General features: G+C 67.6%; 25 protein-coding genes. 8 read left to right on the top strand and 17 right to left on the bottom strand.

Annotated elements, in window-relative coordinates:
- Positions 1-76 precede the first annotated feature (76 nt).
- Positions 77-1,477 (top strand): DNA repair protein RadA, encoded by a 1,401-nt coding sequence (radA, locus tag ACFO5K_RS23445; RefSeq protein ID WP_378567032.1) that lies wholly within the window; start codon positions 77-79, stop codon positions 1,475-1,477.
- Between the two features lie 145 nt (positions 1,478-1,622).
- Here the strand turns inward: radA and ACFO5K_RS23440 are convergent, their stop codons facing one another.
- Both ACFO5K_RS23440 and ACFO5K_RS23435 read right to left on the bottom strand, forming a co-directional pair.
- A complete protein-coding gene (locus ACFO5K_RS23440; RefSeq protein WP_378567029.1) occupies positions 1,623-2,303 on the bottom strand; it encodes a hypothetical protein in 681 nt (226 codons plus the stop codon).
- Positions 2,304-2,385: 82 nt separating this feature from the next.
- On the bottom strand, positions 2,386-3,009 hold the full coding sequence (locus tag ACFO5K_RS23435) for a carbonic anhydrase (RefSeq protein WP_378567026.1): 624 nt from the start codon (positions 3,007-3,009) through the stop codon (positions 2,386-2,388).
- Positions 3,010-3,100: 91 nt separating this feature from the next.
- On the opposite strand from ACFO5K_RS23435, the gene ACFO5K_RS23430 reads away from it, so the two are divergent.
- Positions 3,101-3,982 carry an A/G-specific adenine glycosylase gene (locus tag ACFO5K_RS23430; protein WP_378567023.1) on the top strand — a complete coding sequence of 294 codons (882 nt, stop codon included), beginning with the start codon at positions 3,101-3,103 and terminating at the stop codon, positions 3,980-3,982.
- A gap of 15 nt (positions 3,983-3,997) precedes the next feature.
- Here ACFO5K_RS23430 and ACFO5K_RS23425 read toward each other — a convergent pair whose 3' ends face one another.
- Positions 3,998-4,768 carry an alpha/beta fold hydrolase gene (locus tag ACFO5K_RS23425; RefSeq protein WP_378567020.1) on the bottom strand — a complete coding sequence of 257 codons (771 nt, stop codon included), beginning with the start codon at positions 4,766-4,768 and terminating at the stop codon, positions 3,998-4,000.
- A 53-nt stretch (positions 4,769-4,821) separates the two neighbouring features.
- Here ACFO5K_RS23425 and ACFO5K_RS23420 point away from each other — a divergent pair, with 53 nt between their 5' ends.
- The 4 genes from ACFO5K_RS23420 (at position 4,822) to ACFO5K_RS23405 (ending at position 6,832) form a co-directional block, all read left to right on the top strand.
- Positions 4,822-5,145, top strand: coding sequence for an antibiotic biosynthesis monooxygenase family protein (locus ACFO5K_RS23420; RefSeq protein WP_378567017.1), 324 nt, complete (start codon positions 4,822-4,824; stop codon positions 5,143-5,145).
- Between the two features lie 227 nt (positions 5,146-5,372).
- Positions 5,373-5,573, top strand: coding sequence for a CbtB domain-containing protein (locus ACFO5K_RS23415; protein ID WP_378567014.1), 201 nt, complete (start codon positions 5,373-5,375; stop codon positions 5,571-5,573).
- Positions 5,564-6,343, top strand: coding sequence for a CbtA family protein (locus ACFO5K_RS23410; protein WP_378567011.1), 780 nt, complete (start codon positions 5,564-5,566; stop codon positions 6,341-6,343). Before ACFO5K_RS23415 ends, ACFO5K_RS23410 begins: the two co-directional genes overlap by 10 nt.
- A gap of 36 nt (positions 6,344-6,379) precedes the next feature.
- Entirely contained in the window at positions 6,380-6,832 is a 453-nt protein-coding gene (locus tag ACFO5K_RS23405) for a hypothetical protein (protein WP_378567008.1), read from the top strand.
- Between the two features lie 52 nt (positions 6,833-6,884).
- On the opposite strand, the gene ACFO5K_RS23400 is transcribed toward ACFO5K_RS23405, so the two are convergent.
- Entirely contained in the window at positions 6,885-7,322 is a 438-nt protein-coding gene (locus tag ACFO5K_RS23400) for an OsmC family peroxiredoxin (RefSeq protein ID WP_378567005.1), read from the bottom strand.
- Between the two features lie 79 nt (positions 7,323-7,401).
- A complete protein-coding gene (locus ACFO5K_RS23395; RefSeq protein WP_378567002.1) occupies positions 7,402-7,848 on the bottom strand; it encodes an SRPBCC family protein in 447 nt (148 codons plus the stop codon).
- 241 nt (positions 7,849-8,089) lie between these two features.
- Here ACFO5K_RS23395 and ACFO5K_RS23390 point away from each other — a divergent pair, with 241 nt between their 5' ends.
- Entirely contained in the window at positions 8,090-9,406 is a 1,317-nt protein-coding gene (locus tag ACFO5K_RS23390) for a sensor histidine kinase (RefSeq protein ID WP_378566999.1), read from the top strand.
- 88 nt (positions 9,407-9,494) lie between these two features.
- On the top strand, positions 9,495-9,953 hold the full coding sequence (locus ACFO5K_RS23385) for a DUF1877 family protein (RefSeq protein ID WP_378566996.1): 459 nt from the start codon (positions 9,495-9,497) through the stop codon (positions 9,951-9,953).
- A gap of 91 nt (positions 9,954-10,044) precedes the next feature.
- Here ACFO5K_RS23385 and ACFO5K_RS23380 read toward each other — a convergent pair whose 3' ends face one another.
- The 12 genes from ACFO5K_RS23380 to ACFO5K_RS23325 all read right to left on the bottom strand — a co-directional run bounded on the left by ACFO5K_RS23380 (position 10,045) and on the right by ACFO5K_RS23325 (position 21,702).
- Positions 10,045-12,612, bottom strand: coding sequence for an ATP-dependent Clp protease ATP-binding subunit (locus ACFO5K_RS23380; RefSeq protein ID WP_378566993.1), 2,568 nt, complete (start codon positions 12,610-12,612; stop codon positions 10,045-10,047).
- A gap of 266 nt (positions 12,613-12,878) precedes the next feature.
- Positions 12,879-13,814: an esterase/lipase family protein gene (locus ACFO5K_RS23375; protein ID WP_378566990.1), complete on the bottom strand. Its 936-nt coding sequence runs from the start codon at positions 13,812-13,814 to the stop codon at positions 12,879-12,881.
- Positions 13,815-13,893: 79 nt separating this feature from the next.
- The gene (locus ACFO5K_RS23370; protein ID WP_378566987.1) at positions 13,894-14,487 is read right to left on the bottom strand and encodes an anthrone oxygenase family protein; all 594 of its coding nucleotides are present in this window, start codon (positions 14,485-14,487) and stop codon (positions 13,894-13,896) included.
- A gap of 127 nt (positions 14,488-14,614) precedes the next feature.
- Complete coding sequence (locus ACFO5K_RS23365; RefSeq protein ID WP_378566984.1) at positions 14,615-15,235, bottom strand: FHA domain-containing protein; 621 nt, start codon at positions 15,233-15,235, stop codon at positions 14,615-14,617.
- A gap of 76 nt (positions 15,236-15,311) precedes the next feature.
- A complete protein-coding gene (locus ACFO5K_RS23360; RefSeq protein WP_378566981.1) occupies positions 15,312-15,674 on the bottom strand; it encodes a histone-like nucleoid-structuring protein Lsr2 in 363 nt (120 codons plus the stop codon).
- 115 nt (positions 15,675-15,789) lie between these two features.
- Positions 15,790-17,256 carry a lysine--tRNA ligase gene (gene lysS, locus ACFO5K_RS23355; RefSeq protein ID WP_378568285.1) on the bottom strand — a complete coding sequence of 489 codons (1,467 nt, stop codon included), beginning with the start codon at positions 17,254-17,256 and terminating at the stop codon, positions 15,790-15,792.
- Between the two features lie 119 nt (positions 17,257-17,375).
- Positions 17,376-17,807 (bottom strand): rhodanese-like domain-containing protein, encoded by a 432-nt coding sequence (locus ACFO5K_RS23350; protein ID WP_378566978.1) that lies wholly within the window; start codon positions 17,805-17,807, stop codon positions 17,376-17,378.
- On the bottom strand, positions 17,807-18,397 hold the full coding sequence (locus ACFO5K_RS23345; RefSeq protein ID WP_378566975.1) for a cysteine dioxygenase: 591 nt from the start codon (positions 18,395-18,397) through the stop codon (positions 17,807-17,809). Before ACFO5K_RS23345 ends, ACFO5K_RS23350 begins: the two co-directional genes overlap by 1 nt.
- Positions 18,398-18,559: 162 nt before the next feature.
- Positions 18,560-19,342: a type III pantothenate kinase gene (locus ACFO5K_RS23340; protein WP_378566973.1), complete on the bottom strand. Its 783-nt coding sequence runs from the start codon at positions 19,340-19,342 to the stop codon at positions 18,560-18,562.
- 19 nt (positions 19,343-19,361) lie between these two features.
- Positions 19,362-19,781: an aspartate 1-decarboxylase gene (gene panD, locus ACFO5K_RS23335; RefSeq protein ID WP_378566970.1), complete on the bottom strand. Its 420-nt coding sequence runs from the start codon at positions 19,779-19,781 to the stop codon at positions 19,362-19,364.
- A gap of 14 nt (positions 19,782-19,795) precedes the next feature.
- Complete coding sequence (gene panC / locus ACFO5K_RS23330) at positions 19,796-20,752, bottom strand: pantoate--beta-alanine ligase (protein ID WP_378566967.1); 957 nt, start codon at positions 20,750-20,752, stop codon at positions 19,796-19,798.
- Entirely contained in the window at positions 20,752-21,702 is a 951-nt protein-coding gene (locus ACFO5K_RS23325; RefSeq protein WP_378566964.1) for a Rossmann-like and DUF2520 domain-containing protein, read from the bottom strand. The genes panC and ACFO5K_RS23325 overlap by 1 nt, the downstream gene beginning before the upstream one ends.
- Between the last annotated feature and the right edge of the window lie 389 nt (positions 21,703-22,091).

Raw genomic sequence — 22,091 nt, 5'->3', positions numbered from 1 at the left:
TCGCGGCGGCTTTCTCTTTGTCGGCACGCTTGTTGTCGGCACGTTTGTTGTCGGCCCCGATCCGTAGGGTGCGCGTGTGGCCAAGACCAAATCAGTCTTCCGATGCACCTCGTGCTCGCACGAGGTGTCCAAATGGGTTGGCAAATGCCCCGATTGCGGCGCCTGGGGCACGGTCAACGAGGTGGCCGTCGCCGCGAGTGCCGCGGCTCCCGGCCGACGAGCCATGCTGCCCACCACGGCGGCCGCGCCGCTGTCGCAGATCGACGCCAAGGTCACCCAGGCCAGGTCGACGGGCGTGAGCGAGCTCGACCGGGTACTCGGCGGCGGGGTGGTGCCCGGCTCGGTGGTGCTGCTCTCCGGTGAACCGGGGGTCGGCAAGTCGACCCTGCTGCTCGAGGTCGCCTTCCGCTGGGCCGCCCAGCGCACCGAGACCGCGCTGTACGTGACCGCGGAAGAGTCGGCGGGCCAGGTGCGATTACGCGCCGACCGTACCGGCGCGGTGCACGACCGGGTGTATCTGGCCGCCGAATCGGACCTGTCGATCGTGCTCGGGCACGTGGAACAGGTGCGCCCGTCGCTGCTGGTGGTCGACTCGGTGCAGACCATGCTGGCCCCGGAGGTGGACGGGGTGATCGGCGGTGTCACCCAGGTGCGCGCGGTGACCGCGGCACTCACCTCACTGGCCAAGGCGACCGGGATCTCGGTGCTGCTGGTCGGCCATGTCACCAAGGACGGCAATGTGGCCGGGCCGCGCACCCTCGAGCACCTGGTGGACGTGGTGCTGCAGTTCGAGGGCGACAAGAACTCCTCGCTGCGCATGGTCCGTGGCATCAAGAACCGCTTCGGCAGCGCCGACGAGGTGGGCTGTTTCGAACTGCACGAGGACGGCATCGCCTGCGTCGACGATCCGTCCGGGCTGTTCCTGCACCACCGCGCCGATACGGTGTCCGGCACCGCGGTGACCGTGGCGATGGACGGTAAGCGCCCGCTGGTCGCCGAAGTGCAGGCGCTCACGGTGAAGACCGAGATCCCGCAGCCGCGGCGCGCGGTGAGCGGGCTGGACTACAACCGGGTCGCCATGGTGCTGGCCGTGTTGCAGAGCCGGGGCCGGGTGTTCCTCGGCAAGCACGACGTGTACGCCGCCACCGTGGGTGGCATGCGGCTGCTGGAGCCGACCGCCGACCTCGCGATCGCCTTGGCCATCGCCAGCGCCGAGGCCGATGTCGCGCTCCCGGCGGGTTGGGTGATTCTCGGTGAGGTCGGCCTGGCCGGCGAGGTCCGCAAGATCACCGGGCTCACCCGCCGCCTCGCCGAAGCCGAACGGCTCGGTTTCACCACCGCCCTGGTACCGCCCGGTTCGGAGCAGACCAAGATCGGTTCCATGCGCATTCACGAGGTCGGCGACCTGCGTTCGGCATTACGTCTGGCCGGTCTCCGCAAATCCCGCGCAGCCAGGGAACCGGTCGGCGTGGAATAACTCCGGCAAACGCCGCTTTTCGGCCTCCACCAGGCAATGGTGTGCCAATCACCATTGACAGTTACGCCGATCTTGCGAACCCTGCAAATCGACCGAACTCGAACATGTGACCTACGGCGCACCCGCACAATATCGCGCGCGAGGCTCAATCAGCCAGGTTGAACGGCTCGGCGGCACTGCGGATCGCCCCGAGCTCGGCGACGACCATGTAGGCGCCGGCCGGCACCGGCAACCGTTCGCCGGCGCATTCGGGCTGCGAGGTGGTGCCGAACCAGGTGCCCTTGTACGACAACTGCTCACCGGCCGCGAGCGTCTTCATCTCCGGCGGTCCCGGTGGGTTGCAGTCGTTGCTCGCCCAGAGCCTGCGCTGCCCGTCGAGGGTGTAGACGAGGAACTGCGGCCCCGGACCGAGGTCACGCGAGCACGGCGCCGAGGAGATATTGGTGATGACGGTCCCGAACCCCGGCTGGTCACCGACCCGGTAGGTGGGCTGGTTCACCGTCACCTTCAGCGCCAGCGACTGGTCGCTGCACGGCACGGCCGCGGGTTCCTCGGTGTCGGACGTGGTCGCCGCCGCCGAGCTGCTGGACTCCGCACTGCTGGTCGCACTACTCGTCTCGGACACACTCGTGCTCGATTCCGCCGCCGTCGTCGTCGTCGACGAGGTGACCTCGGCGGCCGCCTCGGTACCGCCGGAATCACCGCCGCGCGCCACCATGGTGACGAGCCAGATCACGATCGCGAGCGCGACGACGACGACGCCGATGGCGAGTGCCCGGCGACGCCAGTAGATCTCGGGTGGCAGCGGTCCATTCGGTTCCAGCACGCCTCAACGGTAAGCGCAGCTCGCGGGGGCGCGCTCGATGACCTCGGCGTGTCGGGGCCCGAAACCAGCTCGGCGGCCTGGTTCAGGCCTCTTCGCCGATATTTCCGACCACCTTGCGCAGGTGCGCGCGACCGTCGTCGAGCCGGTAGGTGACGCTGGCGATCGCCAACTTACCGCTGTTGACCCGTTCGGCGATGATCATCGACCGCTCCATGAGCAGTTTGCTGGTTTCCACCACGTGGCGCGCTTCCATCTCGTCGACCGTGCTGAGCCCTTCGCGGCGTCCGAGCAGGATCGACGGGGTGACCTTCTCGACGATGCTGCGGATGAATCCGCCCGGCACCGCCCCACCGTCGAGCGCGTCGATGGTCGCTTTGACTGCTCCGCAACTGTCGTGGCCGAGCACCACGATCAGCGGCACGTTCAGCACTTCCACGCCGTATTCGATGGAGCCGAGCACCGAGGGGTCGACGACGTGGCCGGCGGTGCGCACCACGAACATGTCGCCGAGGCCCTGGTCGAAGATCAGTTCCGCGGCCACCCGCGAGTCGCCGCAACCGAACAGGATCGCATGCGGGTGCTGGCCGTCCACGAGCTTGGCACGGTCGGCTGCGCCCTGATTAGGATGACGCAGGGTGTCATTGACGAAGCGCTCATTGCCTTCGCGGAGCGACTTCCAGGCGCTTATCGGATTGGAACCAGGCATACCGACCATTGTGCACAGCGTATTGGGTTACCAGCGAGTCCGCCGCGTTACGCACCGGGAACGATTGCCTGGCAGAAGCGGAACGGAAACAGTGAGTATCGACACCGAAGCCCTGCTGGACTGGTTCACCGACACGGCCAGGGACCTCCCGTGGCGCGGGCCCGAAGCGAGCGCCTGGCACATTCTGATGAGCGAGATCATGCTGCAGCAGACACCGGTGGTGCGCGTGGAACCGATCTGGCGCGAGTGGGTCGCCCGCTGGCCGGTGCCCTCGGCGATGGCGGCGTCCTCACAGGCGGAGGTGCTGCGCGCGTGGGGCAAACTCGGGTACCCGCGCCGGGCACTGCGGTTGCACGAGTGCGCGCGGGTGCTGGCCGCCGAGCACGGTGACGTGGTGCCCGCCGATGTCGACGTGCTGCTGAGCCTGCCCGGTATCGGCGCCTACACCGCCCGCGCAGTGGCCTGTTTCGCCTACGGTCAGCGGGTCCCGGTGGTCGACACCAATGTTCGGCGGGTCGTCGCCCGTGCCGTCCACGGACGTGAACCGGGCAACCCGTCGGCCCGCGACCTCGCCGAGACCGCGGCCCTGCTCCCCGTTCCGGTCCCCCGCGCCGCGAAATTCTCGGCTGCCCTCATGGAACTGGGCGCCCTGGTGTGCACCGCCCGCAATCCCGGCTGCGCCCGCTGCCCGCTGCCCACCTGCGCGTGGGTCGACGCGGGCAAACCCGCCGCCACGGTGGCACGGAAAGTGCAGAAGTACGAAGGCACCGACCGCCAAGCTCGCGGCCGGCTGCTCGACGTGCTGCGCGACGCCCCGGGCCCGGTCGAACAGGTACGCCTGGACCTGGCTTGGACCCGAGACCCCGGCCAGCGGGCCCGCGCACTCGATTCACTGCTGGTCGACGGGTTGATCGAGCAGACCGATGACGGATTGTTCGCGCTGGCCGGCGAAGGTGGTGGCGGGGCGGCATAACGCCCACACGCGCCGCTACGCCGAGGCGCCCGTCGGCCGCGTTGTCGACCCGAGGCGGCGCAGGAACCTGCTCACGTGTTCGCGGTAGATTTCGGCTTGTTCGTCGTGCACGAGGTGCCCGGCTCCGGCGACCCACACGTACTCGGCATCCGGGTGCGCCTCGGCCATCGCCCGCATCTGGCCGGGTGGCGTGATGGTGTGCTCGCCCTCGATGAGCAGCGCGGGGACTTCCAGCGCCTGCCATTCGGCCCAGAAGTCGCGGGTGCCCCATTCCTCGGAGATCGCGCGGAAAGTGTCGACCTCGCCGTGGAGGCGGTAACCGTCGGCCGTCGCGGTGAACGCCCGCAGGAAATATCTGCCCGCTACCGGTCCGAAGTAGTCCAGGACCGCTTGCTCACCGGCGAACGGTTGCGGCCAGGAGTGGATCAGTTCGGCCCAGTGTGCGGCGGTGCGACCGGTGAAGTCCGGGGCGATGTCCTCGACGACGATCCCGCGTACCCGCTCGGGGTGGGTGGCGGCGAAGACCCAGCCGTGGATGGCGCCCATCGAGTGCCCGACGATCACCATCGGCTCGGTGATCACGGCGGTGTGCTCGGCCAGGTCGGCGACGAACGCCTCGGTGGTGAGCTCAGCCGGTGGTCTGCGCCCATGACCCGCGGCGTCAACGGTGTACACATGCCCGAATTCGCGTAACCACGACACCTGATCGCCCCAGGTCCGCGCGCTGCCCATCAAACCGTGCAGCAGTAGAATCGGGACCCCTGCCCCACCTTCGTCGTACAACACCCTGCTGATTCTGCCCTAACCCGCCGCGCCGGCCGTCGCCATAGACTCACCTCATGGCTGTTGTGAAGATCAATGCGATCGAGATCCCCGAGGGCGCGGGCCCCGAACTGGAGAAGCGGTTCGCCGCTCGCGCACACGCGGTGGAGAACTCCCCCGGTTTCCTCGGTTTCCAGTTGCTGCGCCCGGTGGCCGGCGACAACCGGTATTTCGTGGTGACACAGTGGGACTCGGAGGAATCCTTCGCCGCGTGGCGCGACGGTCCGGCCCGTGCCGCGCACGCCGGACCCGGTGGTGCGGGCGAGCGCCCCAAGCCGGTGTCCACGGGTGCGTCGCTGCTCGAGTTCGAAGTCGTCCTCGACGTGCCCGCGAAGTCCTGACGGCGGCGTTTCCGCTGGACATGCCGGTGCCACTATTGACGTGCACGGTCGCCGACTGTCACAGTTCGGGGGAAAACATGTGAGGGTGCGCGGTAATTCCGGTGAGATTCCGGAGCGGTCGCGCCACTGTATTCCCGTACCGGGTTCCCGGTGCCGGAGAGCCAGACACCGGCACCTTCGCGCCACCGCTTTCGATCGTGGGACGCGTATCCCTGAGGAGGACCCGAATGGCCATCGCGCATTCACCCAGCCGGTCTACCGGCCTGGACACCCTGGCAACCGTGCTCGTCACGGCCGGTGTCGTACTGTCCGCACTGCTCGCCCTGTACCTGGTCGGTTTCGATCAGGGGGCCCTCTCGCGTAGCGGGATGTTCCTGCACGAGCTGATGCACGACGGTCGTCACCTGCTGGGCGTGCCGTGCCACTGACCGGATCACTGAAGTCTCTGCTGTTGCGCGGCCTGCTGGCCGGTTTGATCGCCGGTCTGCTGGCCGCCACGGTGGGATTGTTCGTCGGCGAACCGCATATCGACGCGGCGATCGCCATCGAGGAAGCCGGTTCCGGCGGACACTCGCACGGGCAGGAAGCCACGGGACATTCGCCTGGGGACGAAGAGGAAGCGCTGGTCAGCCGGTCCGGCCAGAAGGCGGGACAGTTCCTGGCGCTCGGCCTGGCCGGAATGGCCTTCGGCGCGCTGTTCGCTTCGGCACTGAATGTGGCGCGCCGTTTCACGTCGCTGACCGGGCCCCAGTTGTCGCTGGCCGCCGCGGGTTTCGCGTGGGCGGCGATCGTGGCGGTGCCGTTCTTCAAGTACCCGGCCAATCCTCCCGCGGTCGGCGACCCGGAGACCATCAACGAGCGCACCTGGCTGTGGCTCGCGGTCGTCGTCCTGGGTCTGCTCGCTGTGGCCGCGGCGATCGCGGCATTCCGGGCGTTGGCCGGTCAGCTCGCGACGTTGCGGTTGATCGCCGGTGTGGCCGCGTTCGTGCTGGTCGTCACGGTCGGATATGTGCTGTTGCCCGGCGTGAACGAGGTGTCCGAGGACTTCCCGGCGACCCTGCTGTGGCAGTTCCGGGTGGCCTCGCTGACCGAAACCACCACCCTGTGGGCGGCTTTGGGGCTGGCCTTCGCCGCGCTCACCGAATTCGGTTCGCGCCGTAGCACTGCGGTAGCAGTCGGCGTCACTACCGCGGTGTGATCCTGCGCAGTACCCCCGAAAGGCAGTGTCGGTGTCATGACCGACACTGCCTTTTCTGTTCCCGTGGTCCGACCCCGCGCGGTGAGCGTGGCCTTCGGCGGGCTCGTCACCGCGCTGGCCGCCGGTGTCGCGGAAGGACTGTTGCGGGCCGTGCGCGGTGGCACCGAGTTCGGCGCCACCGCAACGGGTTTGCTGCCGCGGCTGGCCATCTACCTGATCGTGCTCGGCGTCGCGCTCTACATGGCCAACGGCAGCCGGGTGGCGCGGGCGCTGCTCACCGTCGGCATCGGCGTGGTCGGGCTGGTGTCATTGATCATCGAGCCGCTGGCGGTGGTGCTGTCGACCGACGACTTCGGTGCCTTGTTCAACGGCCTGAGTCCCAGCTCTACCGTGCTGGCGGGCTGCCGGGCGGTGCACATCCTCGCCGTGGTCGTCGCGATCCCGGCCATGTACACGCCCGCCGCTCATCGCTGGTTCACACAGCGGTGAGCACCGGCGAGATCGTGCGGAACGACCGTTCCCACGATGACGCCGGTGCTGCTCAGGAAAGGCCCGCGTCGAGTTCGACTTCGGCCACACCGGCGAGCGCCTTGCTGACCGGGCAACCGTCCTTGGCCGCGTTGGCGGCGGTGTCGAAGGCCTGCGCGTCGATGCCGGAAACCGTCGCGCGCACGGTCAGCTTGATCTTGCTGATCCGGAAGCCACCGGCGGGGTCGGGGCCCAGCGTCACATCGGCGGTGACGTCCAGGTTCTCCGGCGTGCCGCCGGCATTGGCGATCTCGGCCGACAGCGCCATCGAGTAGCACGACGAGTGCGCCGCGCCGATCAGCTCTTCCGGGCTGGTCCCCTCGGCGGTGTCGGCGACGCGCCGGGGGAAGCTCACATCGAACTTGCCCGCGCCGGAGCTGGCCAGTTCGACCTGTCCGGAACCATCCTCCAGTCCGCCTGCCCAGAGAGTACGTGCGCTACGAGTCGGCATTTCGATCCTTTCGGTTCGGGTGTGGTGTGTTCGCTGACGAACCTACGTGACCTGACCGGCGCGCAGCTGACAACCGCGCTCAGACAGCCTCGCTGGTGACTTCGTCGAGGCGCTCGAGTTTGTCCGGCCAGACCTGTTGGTGCAGGTCGCGAATGGCGGCGGTGGGGAAACCGGAGTGGCGTAGACGCACGCGGATGCCGCGCGGTTGTTTCAGGAACTCGGCGGCGACAACGGTCTCGACACCATCGGTCGCGGCCGTGACCCAGGTGAACTCGATGCGGCGGTTCGGCTCGAGCGCCAGGATGCGGCCGTAGTGCGGATTGCGCTTGTCGGCCGAGCCGGTGTCGAAATAGAGGGGCTCGCCGGGGGCGGGTCGCAGGCGGACCGATCCGGGAACCGCCAGCCACAGATCGAGGCCTTGGATCCAGGCCGCGTAGAGCAGACTGGGCGAGGCCTGCATCACGCGTTCGACGGTGAGCTCGTGGGGCCGCGTGGACAGGTCCGGGGGGCGAACTGGCTGGTCCATCAGCCGACCTTACCGGTCGCGACCGGCTCGAGCCCGCATCGGGTGTGCGACAGCGTCACTCGGGTTCGGTGACGCGCGCGAGCACGATGCCGCCGAGGTTCAGCGCCAGTGCGCGCACTTCGTCCCGCGGCGTCTTCAGTGATACGCCGTGCGGACTACGGCACGCGGAATACCGGCGTGCGGAGCGAAATACGTGTGTAGGCCGACGCGGGTGGTGGGCACACACAATAGGGTTGGTCGGGTGGGAGCGTCTGCGAAGTGGGAGCGTGGCTCGGTCGTTCAGGACTGGGGTCTGGCGGTGGTGGTCGCGGTAATTCAGCTGGTTGGCAGTTCGGTGGCGAATTCGCAGCAGACCGGGGTGCGGTCGCTGGACGCGTTCGCGTACCTGCTGTTGCTCGCCGGGCCCGTCGCGCTCGGCTTCCGGCGGCGGCTACCCGAACCGGTGCTGGCGGTGACCTTCCTGGCCGCGGTGGCCTACGTGCTGGGTGACTACGGGTACGGGCCGGTTGTGCTGTCGCTGGTGATCGCATTCCTCACCGCCGCTGTCACCGGTCCGCGCCGGCGCACCTACCCGGTGGTCGCCGCCGGATACGTGCTGATGGTGTGGCCGTTGCCCGCGCTGCTGGGACGACACACCGACGCGTGGCAGATCTTCGGGCTGCTGGCCTGGACGGCGCTGCTGGTCGCGATCGCCGAGGGGGCGCGGCAGCGGCGCGCGGTGGTGCTCGCGCGCACGCAGCGGGCCGAAGCCGCCCGCCGCGACGAACAAGCCCAGCAGGCCAGGGCGGCTTCGGAGGAACGGCTCGCCATCGCCCGCGAACTGCACGATGTGCTGGCACACAGCCTTTCGCTGATCAACGTCCAGTCCTCGGTGGCGCTGGAACTCTTCGACCGCAAACCACAGCAGGCCGCCGCGGCCCTGGCCACCATCAAGACCACCTCGAAAGAATCGCTGACGGAGGTGCACACGCTGCTGCACGCGATCCGCAGCGGCGCCACCGTCGCACCGGAATACCCGGAGACCGAAGCAGTCGAGCCCGTGCCCGACACGCGGTCCGAACCGGCACGACCCGAACCCGCGCGGCCCGCCCCGCGTACGCCCACCCCGACCCTCGACGACCTCGATGCGCTGCTCGAAGGCACCCGCACCACCGGCCTCGACGTCGACACCAAGATCATCGGCACACCCAAGAAGCTGCCGAGCGTGATCGACGTGGCCGCGGCCCGCATCATCGGGGAATCGCTGACCAACGTGGTGCGCCACGCGCCCGGCTCGACCGCCATGATCACCCTGCGGTACACCCCGCAAACGGTCGACATCACCGTCGACAACACCCGCCCCACGGGCACGGCGGTGCGCACCGGGATCGGCGGCAACGGCATCATCGGCATGCGGGAACGCGCCCATGCCCTCGGCGGGGCGCTCACCGCCGGCCCACGACCCTCCGGTGGCTTCCGGGTGGCGGCCAGACTGCCCGCCCGCCCCGCCGGTTCGGTCGACGACGGGTCGACCGGAGCACGCTCGAAGCCCGCCGAAGGCGCCGAGGCCACCGCATGAGAGATGCCAACTCCGCCCACACACCGGTGACCAGCCCACGAAAGGACGCGCCAAGATATCGCCAAGCCGCTGTTCGTAGGTTGCTCCCATGGGCCCAGTTCTCGCATTCCACCGCATTTCCGACGACGACGCCGCGCGCATCACCGCTGATGCCGAGGCCGCGTTCGACCTGATCGACCAGCTCGACCGGGAAGGTGAACCAACCGGCGACATCGACAAGGCGTGGGACGGCCTGCGCTACCTGCTGTCCGCCGCGAACATCGACCTGGACCTCTACGGCGACCTGGATCCTTGGGCAGGTGACAGCGACACACGGGTCTGGACCGCCACTCAGGTCGCCGCTGCCGCCCACACCCTGACAACGACCCCCTACCGCGTCCTCGACGAACATTTCGACCCCGTGGCCATGGACGACGCAGACATCTACCCCGAAATCTGGGATACCGACTTCTGCCGCGCATATCTCCGGGAGCACTACGAATCGTTGAGCGCGTTCTTCGTGTCCGCCGCCGAGCGGAATTCGCAGGCGGTCGCGATGTTCCACTAGCCGAACCACTGACTGTTCCGTCGACCGGCCACTGCTGACAACGAAGAAGCCCGCCTCCGAAATCGGAGGCGGGCTTGTTCGGTTGAGCTGACTACTCCCCGGAAGCCGCGGTGTCGGGGGCGGTGCCCTCGGCAGCTCCGGTCAGGACGACCTCGGGCTTGTCATCGCCCGCGGGAGCCTTGGTGAGGCTGGTCTTGCCGGTGAAGGTGAACTTGGCGTCTTCACCGAGTCCTTCGCCGTTCCAGCCCTCCACGTCGACCGTGATGGTCTGGCCGGCGCCGATCTCACCGAAGAGGATCTTCTCCGACAGCTGGTCCTCGATCTCGCGCTGGATCGTGCGACGCAGCGGGCGCGCGCCCAGGACCGGGTCGAAACCACGCTTGGCGAGCAGGCTCTTGGCCTGGTCGGTGAGCGTGATCGCCATGTCCTTGTTCTTCAGTGCCTTGGCGACGCGCTCGATCATCAGGTCCACCATCGTCACGATCTGCTCACTGGTGAGCTGGTGGAACACGATCACGTCGTCGATGCGGTTGAGGAACTCGGGCCGGAAGTGCTTCTTCAGCTCGTCGTTGACCTTGAGCTTCATCCGCTCGTAGTTCGAGCCCTCGATGTTGGACTGGGTGAAGCCCAGACCGACGGCCTTGGAGATGTCGGAGGTGCCCAGGTTCGAGGTGAAGATCAGCACGGTGTTCTTGAAGTCGACCGTACGACCCTGACCGTCGGTGAGACGGCCGTCCTCGAGCACCTGCAGGAGGGTGTTGTAGATCTCCTGGTGCGCCTTCTCGATCTCGTCGAACAGCACCACCGAGAACGGCTTGCGCCGCACCTTCTCGGTGAGCTGACCGCCCTCTTCGTAGCCCACGTACCCGGGAGGAGCACCGAAGAGCCGCGAAGCGGTGAAGCGGTCGTGGAACTCGCCCATGTCGATCTGGATGAGCGCGTCGTCGTCGCCGAACAGGAAGTTCGCCAGCGCCTTGGACAGCTCGGTCTTACCGACACCGGACGGACCGGCGAAGATGAACGAACCCGACGGACGCTTCGGATCCTTCAGGCCGGCGCGAGTGCGGCGGATCGCCTTGGCGACGGCCTTGACGGCCTCCTCCTGGCCGATGATCCGCTTGTGCAGCTCGTCCTCCATGCGGAGCAGCCGGGTGGTCTCCTCCTCGGTGAGCTTGAACACGGGGATACCGGTCCAGTTGGCCAGCACCTCCGCGATCTGCTCGTCGTCGACCTCGGCCACGACGTCCAGGTCACCGGAACGCCACTGCTTCTCGCGCTCGGCGCGCTTGGCGACGAGCTGCTTCTCCTTGTCGCGCAGGCGCGCGGCCTTCTCGAAGTCCTGCGCGTCGATCGCGCTTTCCTTCTCGCGGCGGGCGTCGGCGATCTTGTCGTCGAACTCGCGCAGGTCCGGCGGCGCGGTCATCCGGCGGATGCGCATGCGCGCGCCCGCTTCGTCGATGAGGTCGATCGCCTTGTCCGGCAGGAACCGGTCGTTGATGTAGCGATCGGCCAGCGTGGCGGCGGCGACGAGAGCACTGTCGGTGATGGAGACCCGGTGGTGCGCCTCGTAGCGGTCGCGCAGACCCTTGAGGATGTCGATGGTGTGCTCGACGGTCGGCTCGCCCACCTGCACCGGCTGGAAACGGCGTTCCAGGGCGGCGTCCTTCTCGATGTACTTGCGGTACTCGTCGAGGGTGGTGGCGCCGATGGTCTGCAGCTCACCGCGGGCCAGCTTCGGCTTCAGGATCGAGGCCGCGTCGATGGCGCCTTCGGCAGCACCCGCGCCGACGAGCGTGTGCAGCTCGTCGATGAACAGGATGATGTCGCCGCGGGTGTTGATCTCCTTGAGCACCTTCTTCAGGCGCTCTTCGAAGTCACCGCGGTAGCGGCTGCCCGCGACCAGGGAACCCAGGTCGAGGGTGTAGAGCTGCTTGTCCTTGAGGGTCTCGGGGACCTCGCCGTTGACGATGGCCTGCGCCAGGCCCTCGACGACGGCGGTCTTACCGACACCGGGCTCACCGATCAGCACCGGGTTGTTCTTGGTGCGCCGCGAGAGCACCTGCATCACGCGCTCGATTTCCTTCGAGCGACCGATGACGGGGTCGAGCTTGCCTTCCAGGGCCGCCTGGGTGAGGTTGCGGCCGAACTGGTCGAGCACCAGCGAAGTGGACGGTGTGCCCGCCTCACCACGCGGGCCGGCACCCTCGACGGGTTCCTTGCCCTGGTACCCGGACAGCAGCTGGATGACCTGCTGACGAACCCGGTTGAGGTCGGCGCCGAGCTTGACCAGCACCTGGGCCGCAACGCCCTCACCCTCGCGGATGAGGCCGAGCAGGATGTGCTCGGTACCGATGTAGTTGTGGCCGAGCTGCAGCGCCTCGCGCAAGCTCAGCTCCAGCACCTTTTTGGCACGCGGAGTGAAGGGGATGTGACCGGACGGCGCCTGCTGGCCCTGCCCGATGATCTCCTCCACCTGGCTGCGCACACCCTCCAGCGAGATACCGAGAGACTCCAGCGACTTCGCCGCCACGCCCTCGCCCTCGTGGATCAACCCAAGCAGGATGTGCTCGGTGCCGATGTAGTTGTGGTTGAGCATCCGGGCCTCTTCTTGGGCCAGGACAACGACACGCCTCGCGCGGTCGGTGAACCTCTCGAACATCGCTCCCTCACTCTCCTGCTCCGACATTCTGGCAACAGACGCCGCTGTGTGCTCGGTACAACCTGGGGCGCCGGAGGCGACAACTGTCGCCGTCAGCCTGCCATGAAGCCCGGGGGTTGCGGCCCCCACCATCCACTCTAGTTGGCAGGGGATTCCGCCGTCGCCGCTCCACCCTATTGGGGACCGGTGACAACTTGGTCATTCACTCACAACGCGCACGTCGCGGCATTCGTTTCCGATCGAGTTTTGCCGACAGCGAAATCGGGTCAGCCGGTGAACGGTGGCACGAACTCGCAGGGCACCGATACCTGTCTGACCGGGTCGAGGGCGTTGAGGACGTGACCTGCCGCACGCGGACTGCCCGCGATGGCCAGGTGCTCGGAGAAGTCCTGGGCGCACCCGTCCTGCACGACGATCGAGGTGGCGTTGGGTGCGGCGACCGTTCCGGAGGTGTGCGGGACCACCAGTTCGTCGATCGCGGAGACGATATTGGTGTAGGTGACACGCGGGTGATACACGCCGTCGGCGTTGAGCGCGGCCATGAACGGTGATCCGGAGAACAGCTGTCCACAGGCCTGGCACAGCGAGGAGGTGACCGCGTCGAAGGCCGGTCCGGCACCGAGGGCGCGGCTGAAGTGGGCGATGTCGCCGGCGCCGAAGGCATTGGTGCCCAGCCAGGGCGGGGCGATGCCGACGAGCTTGCCCACCTTGTCGGCGCCGCCGAGCCGCTTGATGTAGTAGTTGCCGACGATATTGCCCTGCGAATGGGCGAGCAGGTCCACCCGCTGGGCGCCGGTACGCGCGAGCACACCGTCGATGAAAGCGGATACCTCGGCCGCGCTCTGTTCGATCGGCCGCATCCCGCCGATCGCCGAGACCGGCCACGGCAGACCGTAGGCGCCGTAGGTGAGCGCGAAGACGCAGTAGCCCTCGTTGGCCAGCAGCGGGGCGTACACACCCCAGTTCGTCTGCGCGCCGCCGCCGGTGCCGTGCAGCAGGACGACGGGGTCGGGGTGTTCGGGCGAGGGGACGCAGTACGGGTCGTCGGCGCCGGGCAGCGCGCCGCCGGGTTCGATCAGCTCCGGGGCGATGCCCGCGAAGAAGTTGTAGTCGACCGGATGGGGTGCGGCGGCGGCCGGACCGGCCCAGCTCAGCAGGGCGGCGGCGGCCAGTACCAGCAAAGATCTCGAACTACGTCGCATGAAACGACTCCTCACTAGAACGTGTTCCACTCATCATGGAACACGTTCCAGTGATCGCGTGGCACTATCGCCCGGGTACTCAGCGGCCCTGATTCACCGAGAAATACGGTGCATCGCCGATGTGCCGCGAAACCGACTGCCCCGCAACGCCATCGGCGGGCGCCGCAACCGACTTGCCCTGCTGCACACCAGCGGCGAACAGCGCGCCACACAGCACGAGGAACGCCGCGGTGTGCACAACAGCGCGCACGATGTTCCAGCGCACCCACGCGGCCTCGAAATCAGCGCGCACGGAAGCGGCTTCGGCAAGCGCGGCCGGATCCCCCGCCGCGGCCAGCGCGTCGTTGAGCGGGACGTTCACTCCCGCGGTGACGGCGAAGGCGATCACATTGAGCGCCAACGCGACCGCGATCCAGACCAGGGTGCCGCGCTGATCCCGGCCCAGGTGCAGTGCCCCGGCCAGCGCCGTGAACCCGACGGTGCCGAGGAACCCGAACATGAACCAGGGGTTGATGATCACCACGTTGATCTTCTGCATGACCTCGATCAGCGTGCGGTCCCCGGTACGGGCCAGGGCGGGCAGCACCGAGATCGCGTAGGCGTAGAACACTCCGGCGATCAGGCCCGTGCTGAGCACCGCGAGCACCAAGGCGGCCATCCGAATTGCGAACATGGGGTTGTCTCCTGACTCGTGTCCGGAGCTCGGTGAGCTGCGCTCCGGTGATACGAGTAAGTCAACCGCCCCACCGCCGAGGCCGACATGGTTCAGACGCTCGGGCACCTACGCGAGCGTCGCGGCGTCACAGGTCGTGGTCGGAGATCAGCCCGCTCTGGATGGCCAGCCCCGCCAACCGGGTGCGCTTCTGGTTCTGCGGCAGGTTCTCCACACCGAACTTCGCGAACAGGGCGCGCAGGTGGGTCTTGATCGCGTCGATCGACAGGAACAGTTCCTCGGCGATCTGCTGATTCGATGCGGGGGTGGCGAACCCGGTGCCGTGTTTGTACGGGCGGCACAGCGCGACCAGCACCGCGCGCTGGGTATCGGTGAGCGAGCGCATCGTCGGAATCGAGGCGGAGGAGGTGTGGGTGGCATCGTCGACGACGCCGCCGAAATCGAAGAAGTGCAACAGGGTGGTGCCGACGCGGATCCGGTCGCCGGGACTGAGCCGGCGCCGGCCCACCAACCGCTCACCGTTGACGAAGGTGCCGTTGCGCGAGAGACCGTCGTCGACGATGGTCCAGTGCGCACCCAGGTATTCGATCGCGGCATGCAGCCGAGAGACTTCGGCGTCCCAGCCGAGGACCAGGTCGGCTTGTACGTTGCGGCCGACGGTGATTCGCTGTCGGCCGGGGTCCAGGGGCAACTCGTACTGGCGCCCGGTGTCGTCGGTGTACCGAAGGAAAGAGCTCACCGGGACCATGATTCTATCTTTCCCGAGCCGGTGCGGACCGGGTCGGCGGGGCCGCGGACGACGCGGCCCCTACCTGACCGTCAGCTCAGTTCTTGCCGACCTCTTTGTTGTAGGCCTCGGTGATGTCGGCCGAGATACGACCGCGCGCGGAGACCTTGTGACCCTTGCGGCGGGCCCATTCACGAATTGCCGCACTCTGCTCGCGGTCCATGGAAACGCGGCTCTTGCCCGCCGGTGCGGGAGCGCCTGCGGCCTTGGTCCGGCGACGGCCACTCACGCGACGCGCGTTGGCGACCCACTCGTCCAGGCCCTCACGCAGGCGCGCCGCATTTGCCTCCGACAGATCGATCTCGTACGAAACCCCATCGATAGCGAACTCGATGGTCTCGTCCGCGATGGACTCACCGTCGACATCGTCGATCAGGCTAACGGTGACCTTCTTTGCCATGAGATGAACGTCCTCTCGAAATCGTGAAGCCTGCCTCCAGGCCGAATACCCGAGGCAAGAATACCCCGAAATACAAATTTTCCAACACGAGGCCTTCGCCCCGCGAATTCACTGGTCAGCGACTACTCGGGCGCACAATCGGGAACAGGATCGTTTCCCGGATTCCCAAACCGGTGAGTGCCATCAACAAGCGATCGATTCCCATACCGGTTCCGGTGGTCGGCGGCATGCCGTGTTCCATCGCGGTGAGGAAGTCTTCATCGAGCACCATCGCCTCGTCGTCACCGGCCGCGGCCAGCCGCGCCTGGTCGACGAAGCGTTCGCGCTGGATCACCGGGTCGACCAACTCCGAATAGCCCGTGGCCAACTCGAAGCCGCGAACATACAGATCCCACTTCTCCGTCACACCCGCCTTGCTGCGATGTTGACGTGTCAGCGGTGAGGTCTCCACCGGGAAGTCACGCACGAAAGTCGGCGCGTAGAGCTTGTCGCCGTACGCATGTTCCCATAGTTCTTCGACCAGTTTCCCGTGGCCATAGCCCTTGCCCGCCGGAATTTCCAGACCGACCCGTTCGGCGAGCGTCAGCAATTCCTCGACAGTGGTTTCCGGAGTCACCTCCACACCGATCGACTCCGACAGCGACGGATACATCTCGACCGTCGTCCACTCGCCACCGAGATCATATTCGGTACCGTCGGCGAGGGTCACCACCAGGGTTCCGAATGCCTCCCGAGCGACTTCCTGGATCAATTCCCGAGTCATCGTCGCGGAGTCGTCGTAGGTGCCGTAAGCCTCGTAGGTTTCCAGCATCGCGAACTCGGGAGAATGAGTCGAGTCGGCGCCTTCGTTGCGGAAGTTGCGGTTGATCTCGAAGACCTTCTCCAGGCCGCCCACCACACAGCGCTTGAGGAACAGCTCCGGCGCGATACGCAGGAACAGCTCCATGTCCAGCGCATTGGAGTGGGTCACGAACGGGCGCGCGGCGGCGCCACCGTGGATGGTCTGCAGCATCGGGGTCTCGACCTCGAGGAAGCCACGGCGCTCGAGCGCGGCACGCAGCGCACGCACCACGTTCACGCGGGTCCGCGCCATTTCCCTGGCCTCGGGACGCACGATCAGGTCGACATAGCGCTGCCGGACCCGCGACTCCTCGTTCATCTCCTTGTGCGCCACCGGTAGCGGACGCAGCGACTTGGCTGCCATCGTCCACGAGTCGGCCATCACGCTCAATTCGCCGGTGCGCGAGGAGATGACCTCACCGTGCACGAAGACGAAGTCACCCAGGTCGACATCGGCCTTCCAGGCGGCCAGCGCGTCGGCGCCCACACCGTTGAGGCTGATCATCGCCTGCAGCTTGGTGCCGTCGCCCTCCTGCAAGGTGGCGAAACACAGCTTGCCGGTATTGCGCACGAAAATGACGCGACCGGCGATACCGGCCTGTAGCCCGGTCTGGGTGTCGGGTTCCAGATCCGGGTAGGCCGCGCGAATTTCGGCCAGTGTGTGGGTGCGCGGCACAACCACCGGATAGGCGTCACCACCCCCCTCGAGCAGCCGTTCGCGCTTGTCCCGGCGAATCCGCATCTGCTCGGGGACATCGCTGTCCACGGCGGAACTGACGGCGCGGCCGGTCTCGGCGGAGTTAGGGGTGCTCACATCTGATAACAGTAGCGTGCACCGAAAAGGGATTTGCGCGCTGCCCTTTACAACGAAGCCAGCGACTCCAGTTCCCGGGCGAAGTGCGGCACTCCCACGCCCATCGTGAGCATCCCGGCCGACTTCACCGCCTGATAACCGCCGATCAGATCGGTTGCGCGGCGCAAACCCAACTCCTGCAGGGCTGCGGCGGCCAAACTCGAGGTGTAGCCCTCCGAGCAGAAAATGATCCACTCCACATCCTGGTCCACGGCCAGCGACAACCGCGCCGAGGAGGTGGGATCGAGCCGCCATTCCAGCACATTGCGCTCGATCACCAGCGCACCCGGCAGCGAACCCTCACGCACCCGCTGCGCGGCCGGCCGGATATCGACCAGGATCGCACCCCTGGCCAGTGCGGCGGGCACGTCGTACACATAGAGTCGGCGCAGTTTCGCGCGGGCGTTGTCGAGCATCTGATCAATCGCCGAGCGGCTCATCACAGGTCACCTTCGGGCTGGTCGGTCAGGACGGTCTGGGTGCGGCGCAGGGTGCCGTGCTCGGTCACCGCGTAATACGACATCGCCGACAGCGGCGGCGAATAGGCGTGCACGCTCAACGTGGGATCGAGCGGACCGACGAATTCGGTTCCGGCAGGTGCACGCACCACATCGTGCACCCAGCCGATCGGGAACGAAGCCTGATCTCCCGCGACCAGTGTGCGTTTGCGCAGTTGTCTGCCATTCCAACGGAATTCGGAAAGCGCGCCGCTGAGCACGGTCAGCGCGCCCAGCGAGCCGGCGTGATCGTGTAATTCCGTGGATTTGTCCGGAGTCCAGCTGATCAGCCAGACATCGACTTCGTCGTCGGCGACCAAGCGTGCGGCCCAGCGCTGTTCGCGCGGCCAGTGGCCGTCGGCGGGCAGCAGGTGGTCGTAGCGGCCGGCGAGGACGTCTTCGGCACCCTCGTCGGTGAGGCGCAGCAGGTCGGCGGGCCGTAACCGGGTGGGGAGAGCAGAGGCGACCGCGCGGTCCGGCGATGGTGGGTATCCGTCACGAACGGGCGACGGGGCGAGGACGGAAGAACGCATGAGCGCATCTCCAGGAGGGTGAGAACGGTCGAGGGGGAAACGTCAGCCTCGAACGGTCGAGGCAGGTCAGCCTCGACAACACTCCTGGGTGCTCACACGGAAATACACAGGCGCGAGTTTAGCAGCCACCGACGCCGGATCGGCAAGCCCGTGAGTCACAGGTCACTTCTTGTTGCGCTCGTACACGTGGCGCAGGCCGGTGAGGGTGAGGTGCGGTTCGTGCTGGTCGATGGTCTCCGATTCCGGCACGATCAGCGGCGCCCCCGCACCGGTGGCCACCACGGTGACATCGGTACCGGCGAAAGCGTCGAATTCGTCGCGGAAACGGTCGACCAGACCGTCGACCAGGCCGGCGAAACCGAAGATCGCACCGGACTGGATGCATTCCATGCTGTTCTTGCCCAGCACCGAACGCGGCCGGGCCAGCTCCACCCGGCGCAAGGCGCTGCGCTCCACCAGCGCCTCGGTGGACACCTCGACGCCCGGCGCGATCACCCCGCCGAGGAACTCCCCCTTGGCCGAAACCAGGTCCACACAGATCGCGGTGCCGAAATCGACCACGATCGCCGGGCCACCGAACTGACGCAACGCGGCCAGGCAGTTGACGATGCGGTCGGCGCCGACCTCCTTGGGGTTGTCCACCAACAGCGGGATACCGGTGCGCACACCGGGTTCCACCAGCACATGCGGCACATGGGCCCAATAGCGCGCCAGCATGATGCGCAACTCACGCAACACCGGCGGCACCGTCGACAGCGCCGACACACCGGCCACCTGGTCGAGGTCGGCACCGACCAGACCGCGCACCTGCATGGCGAACTCGTCAGCGGTGATCAATGGGTCGGTGTGGATCCGCCAGTGCCGCACCAGTTTCGAATGCTCACCGCTGCCGGCGAACAAACCCAGTTCGATACCGGTGTTGCGGACATCGATCGTCAGCAGCATGCGCGCAGCCCCGCCGCGATCAAGCGAGCGTGAGTGAGCGTGGTGAAGTGAGACCCGAACCCGCCGGGGCATGAGCCGGATCCGAACCCAGCTCCACGCGACGGTTGCGGTCGTCGACGAAGACCACCTTCGGGGCGTAGTCGCGCAGTTCGGCCTCGTCGAGCTGCCCGTAGGCGATGAGGATGACCAGGTCGCCGGGGTGCACCAGGTGCGCGGCGGCACCGTTGATGCCGATCACCCCCGAGCCGCGCTCACCGGCGATCACATAGGTCTCGAGGCGGGCGCCGTTGTCGATGTCGACGATGCAGACCTGCTCGCCCTCGAGCAGATCGGCGGCGTCGAGCAGATCCTGGTCGACGGTCACCGAACCCACATAGTGCAGGTCGGCATGGGTCACCGTGGCGCGGTGGATCTTCGACTTCATCATGGTGCGCAGCATCGGCTTCGCCTTTCTCAGAGCGCCTGCGAGGCAGGCAGGGAGTTCGCGTCGGGGTGCCCGTCGAGCTGGGCGCCCAGGACGATGGGAGCGTTGTCGATCAACCGGGTGTCCCCGACCTTGGCCGCAACGAGCAGCCGGGCGTTGCCCGCGGCCTGGACCGGGCCCAGGTTGGCATCACGCAGTTCGAGATAGTCGACGTCGATACCGTCGACCGAGTCGAGCACCGCTTGCGCCGCCGCCACGACCGCGTCGGCGCCCAGGCCCGCGGCGTGCCTGCCCGCCACCAGCGCGGCCGAAAGGGCCAGCGCCGATTCCCGCTGCTCGGTATCGAGGTAGCGGTTGCGTGAGGACAGCGCCAGACCGTCGGCCTCGCGCACGGTCGGGAAGGCGACGATCCTGGCGTCGAAGTTCAGGTCGCGCACCATCTGCCGGATCAGCGTGAGCTGCTGATAGTCCTTCTCCCCGAAATACGCCTCGGAGGCATGGGTGATCTGCAGCAGTTTGGCGACCACGGTGAGCATGCCCGCGAAATGCGTCGGACGGCTGCCGCCCTCGAGTTCGGCGCCCAGCGGGCCGGGCTGCACGGTGGTGCGCGGACCGTCCGGGTACATGTCGTGCGCCGACGGCGCGAACACCAGGTCCACACCTTCGGCGCGCAGCAGCTCGAGGTCGGCGTCGAGGGTGCGCGGGTAGGCGTCGAGGTCCTCGTTCGCGCCGAACTGCAGCGGATTGACGAAGATCGACACGATGACGATCTGATTGGTGAGCTTGGCTTGGCGGACCAACTGCAGGTGACCCTCGTGCAGGGCGCCCATCGTCGGCACCACACCGATGGTGCGGCCCGCACCGCGCAGCGCCCTGGCCACGGTGGCCAGCACCTCGGGGTTGTGGTGCACGGTGAGCACGCCGGGCTTGAACGCGCCGGTCGCCCGTGCGCCGCCCTGGTGGTGATGCACTTCTCGGGGTTCCATCAGTGGCCTTTCTCGGCGAGCAGCTCGAGCAGAGCGGTATCGGACTTGGCGAGTTCGGCGGTACGCAGCGACATGGCGCGGTAGCCCGCGGCCAAGCGCTCGTCCAGCGACTCGAGTGCGGACAGGTGGGCGGCGACCGCGTCGACATCGCCGCGGGCCACCGGGCCGGTCAGCGCGGCACTGCCGCGGCGCAGGGCGTTGTCGAGGGCGGCCGAGACGAGCGGGCCGATGAGGCGTTCGGGCAGCCCGCCCGGCTGGTCGTCGACCACCGGCTGGCCGAGCAGGCCCGGACCGGACAGGGCCGCGCGCAGTGCGGTCACCGCGTCGACGAGCAGAGTGACCAGATGATTGCTGCCGTGGGCCAGGGCGGCGTGATAGAGCGTGCGCTGTTCCTCCGCCACCCGCACCGGTTCGCCGCCCATCTCGATCACCAGTGCCTGCGCGATGGCCTCACCGACCTCGTCGGCGGCGGTCACCCCGAAACAGGCGTTGGTGAGGCGGGCGATGTCCTCGTCGTGACCGGTGAAGGTCATCGCGGGATGGATCGCCAGGCCCAGCGCACCCTGGGCGGTGAGCGGCGCAAGCACACCCACACCGTTCGCACCGGAGGTGTGCACGACGATCGTGCCCGGGCGAACCACCCCGGCAGCCGCCAGCCCACGAACCAAGCCTGCCAGCTCGGCATCGGGCACCGCGAGCAACAGCAGTTCACTGCGCCGGGCGATCTCCTCCACCGGCAGGACCCGCGAATCGGGCAGGCGGGTGGCGGCCCGGCGCTTGGAGACATCGGAAATCGCGGCGACACCGAAGACCACATGGCCGGCTCGCTCGAGCGCGACACCCAGCGCCGAACCCACCCGTCCCGCCGAGACGATTCCCACCGTCAGTCGTGCGGGCGCTGGATCGACACCCGTGTTCGCGCCCGTGGAATTGACACTTCTCGAGGTCAACACTGTCCTCTCGATTGCGTTCCAGTCCCGCGAGGCGGGTACCGGACGATACGAGTCGAGGATAACGGGCGGTATGCGCGAGCCGCCACGGCCGCGCCCAGTGATCTACAGCACCGCCTCGCCGCAGCGGTCGGAGCCAGACGAGGGTCGACCGGACCGGACCGGGCGAACGGGGCCCGGCGAGCGAAGACCGAACCGAACCAGGTGAGCGCAGCCACACGGATGGGTTCGGGCGAGCGCAGCGGGAGCTGGCAGATTCGGGCGAGCGCAGCCGACCAGACAGGCTCCGGCGAGCACAGCCGACCAGACACGTTCCGGCGAGCACAGCCGACCAGACACGTTCCGGCGAGCACAGCCGACCAGACACGTTCCGGCGAGCACAGCCGACC

This window comes from Nocardia halotolerans (assembly GCF_042650145.1).
Lineage (GTDB): Bacteria > Actinomycetota > Actinomycetes > Mycobacteriales > Mycobacteriaceae > Nocardia > Nocardia halotolerans.
This window is presented reverse-complemented; position numbering and strand designations above follow the sequence as displayed.

Coding starts and splice junctions, on each gene's coding strand:
- panD (WP_378566970.1), bottom strand. CDS start 19,781: ATGCTGCGCACCATGATGAAGTCGAAGATCCACCGCGCCACGGTGACC.
- ACFO5K_RS23350 (WP_378566978.1), bottom strand. CDS start 17,807: ATGAGCCGCTCGGCGATTGATCAGATGCTCGACAACGCCCGCGCGAAA.
- ACFO5K_RS23380 (WP_378566993.1), bottom strand. CDS start 12,612: ATGTTCGAGAGGTTCACCGACCGCGCGAGGCGTGTCGTTGTCCTGGCC.
- ACFO5K_RS23345 (WP_378566975.1), bottom strand. CDS start 18,397: ATGCGTTCTTCCGTCCTCGCCCCGTCGCCCGTTCGTGACGGATACCCA.
- lysS (WP_378568285.1), bottom strand. CDS start 17,256: ATGCGGATTCGCCGGGACAAGCGCGAACGGCTGCTCGAGGGGGGTGGT.
- ACFO5K_RS23360 (WP_378566981.1), bottom strand. CDS start 15,674: ATGGCAAAGAAGGTCACCGTTAGCCTGATCGACGATGTCGACGGTGAG.
- ACFO5K_RS23375 (WP_378566990.1), bottom strand. CDS start 13,814: ATGCGACGTAGTTCGAGATCTTTGCTGGTACTGGCCGCCGCCGCCCTG.
- ACFO5K_RS23435 (WP_378567026.1), bottom strand. CDS start 3,009: ATGCCTGGTTCCAATCCGATAAGCGCCTGGAAGTCGCTCCGCGAAGGC.
- ACFO5K_RS23340 (WP_378566973.1), bottom strand. CDS start 19,342: ATGCTGCTGACGATCGATGTCCGCAACACCGGTATCGAACTGGGTTTG.
- ACFO5K_RS23405 (WP_378567008.1), top strand. CDS start 6,380: ATGACCGACACTGCCTTTTCTGTTCCCGTGGTCCGACCCCGCGCGGTG.
- ACFO5K_RS23415 (WP_378567014.1), top strand. CDS start 5,373: ATGGCCATCGCGCATTCACCCAGCCGGTCTACCGGCCTGGACACCCTG.
- ACFO5K_RS23400 (WP_378567005.1), bottom strand. CDS start 7,322: ATGCCGACTCGTAGCGCACGTACTCTCTGGGCAGGCGGACTGGAGGAT.
- ACFO5K_RS23370 (WP_378566987.1), bottom strand. CDS start 14,487: ATGTTCGCAATTCGGATGGCCGCCTTGGTGCTCGCGGTGCTCAGCACG.
- ACFO5K_RS23395 (WP_378567002.1), bottom strand. CDS start 7,848: ATGGACCAGCCAGTTCGCCCCCCGGACCTGTCCACGCGGCCCCACGAG.
- panC (WP_378566967.1), bottom strand. CDS start 20,752: ATGGAACCCCGAGAAGTGCATCACCACCAGGGCGGCGCACGGGCGACC.
- ACFO5K_RS23420 (WP_378567017.1), top strand. CDS start 4,822: ATGGCTGTTGTGAAGATCAATGCGATCGAGATCCCCGAGGGCGCGGGC.
- ACFO5K_RS23385 (WP_378566996.1), top strand. CDS start 9,495: ATGGGCCCAGTTCTCGCATTCCACCGCATTTCCGACGACGACGCCGCG.
- ACFO5K_RS23365 (WP_378566984.1), bottom strand. CDS start 15,235: ATGGTCCCGGTGAGCTCTTTCCTTCGGTACACCGACGACACCGGGCGC.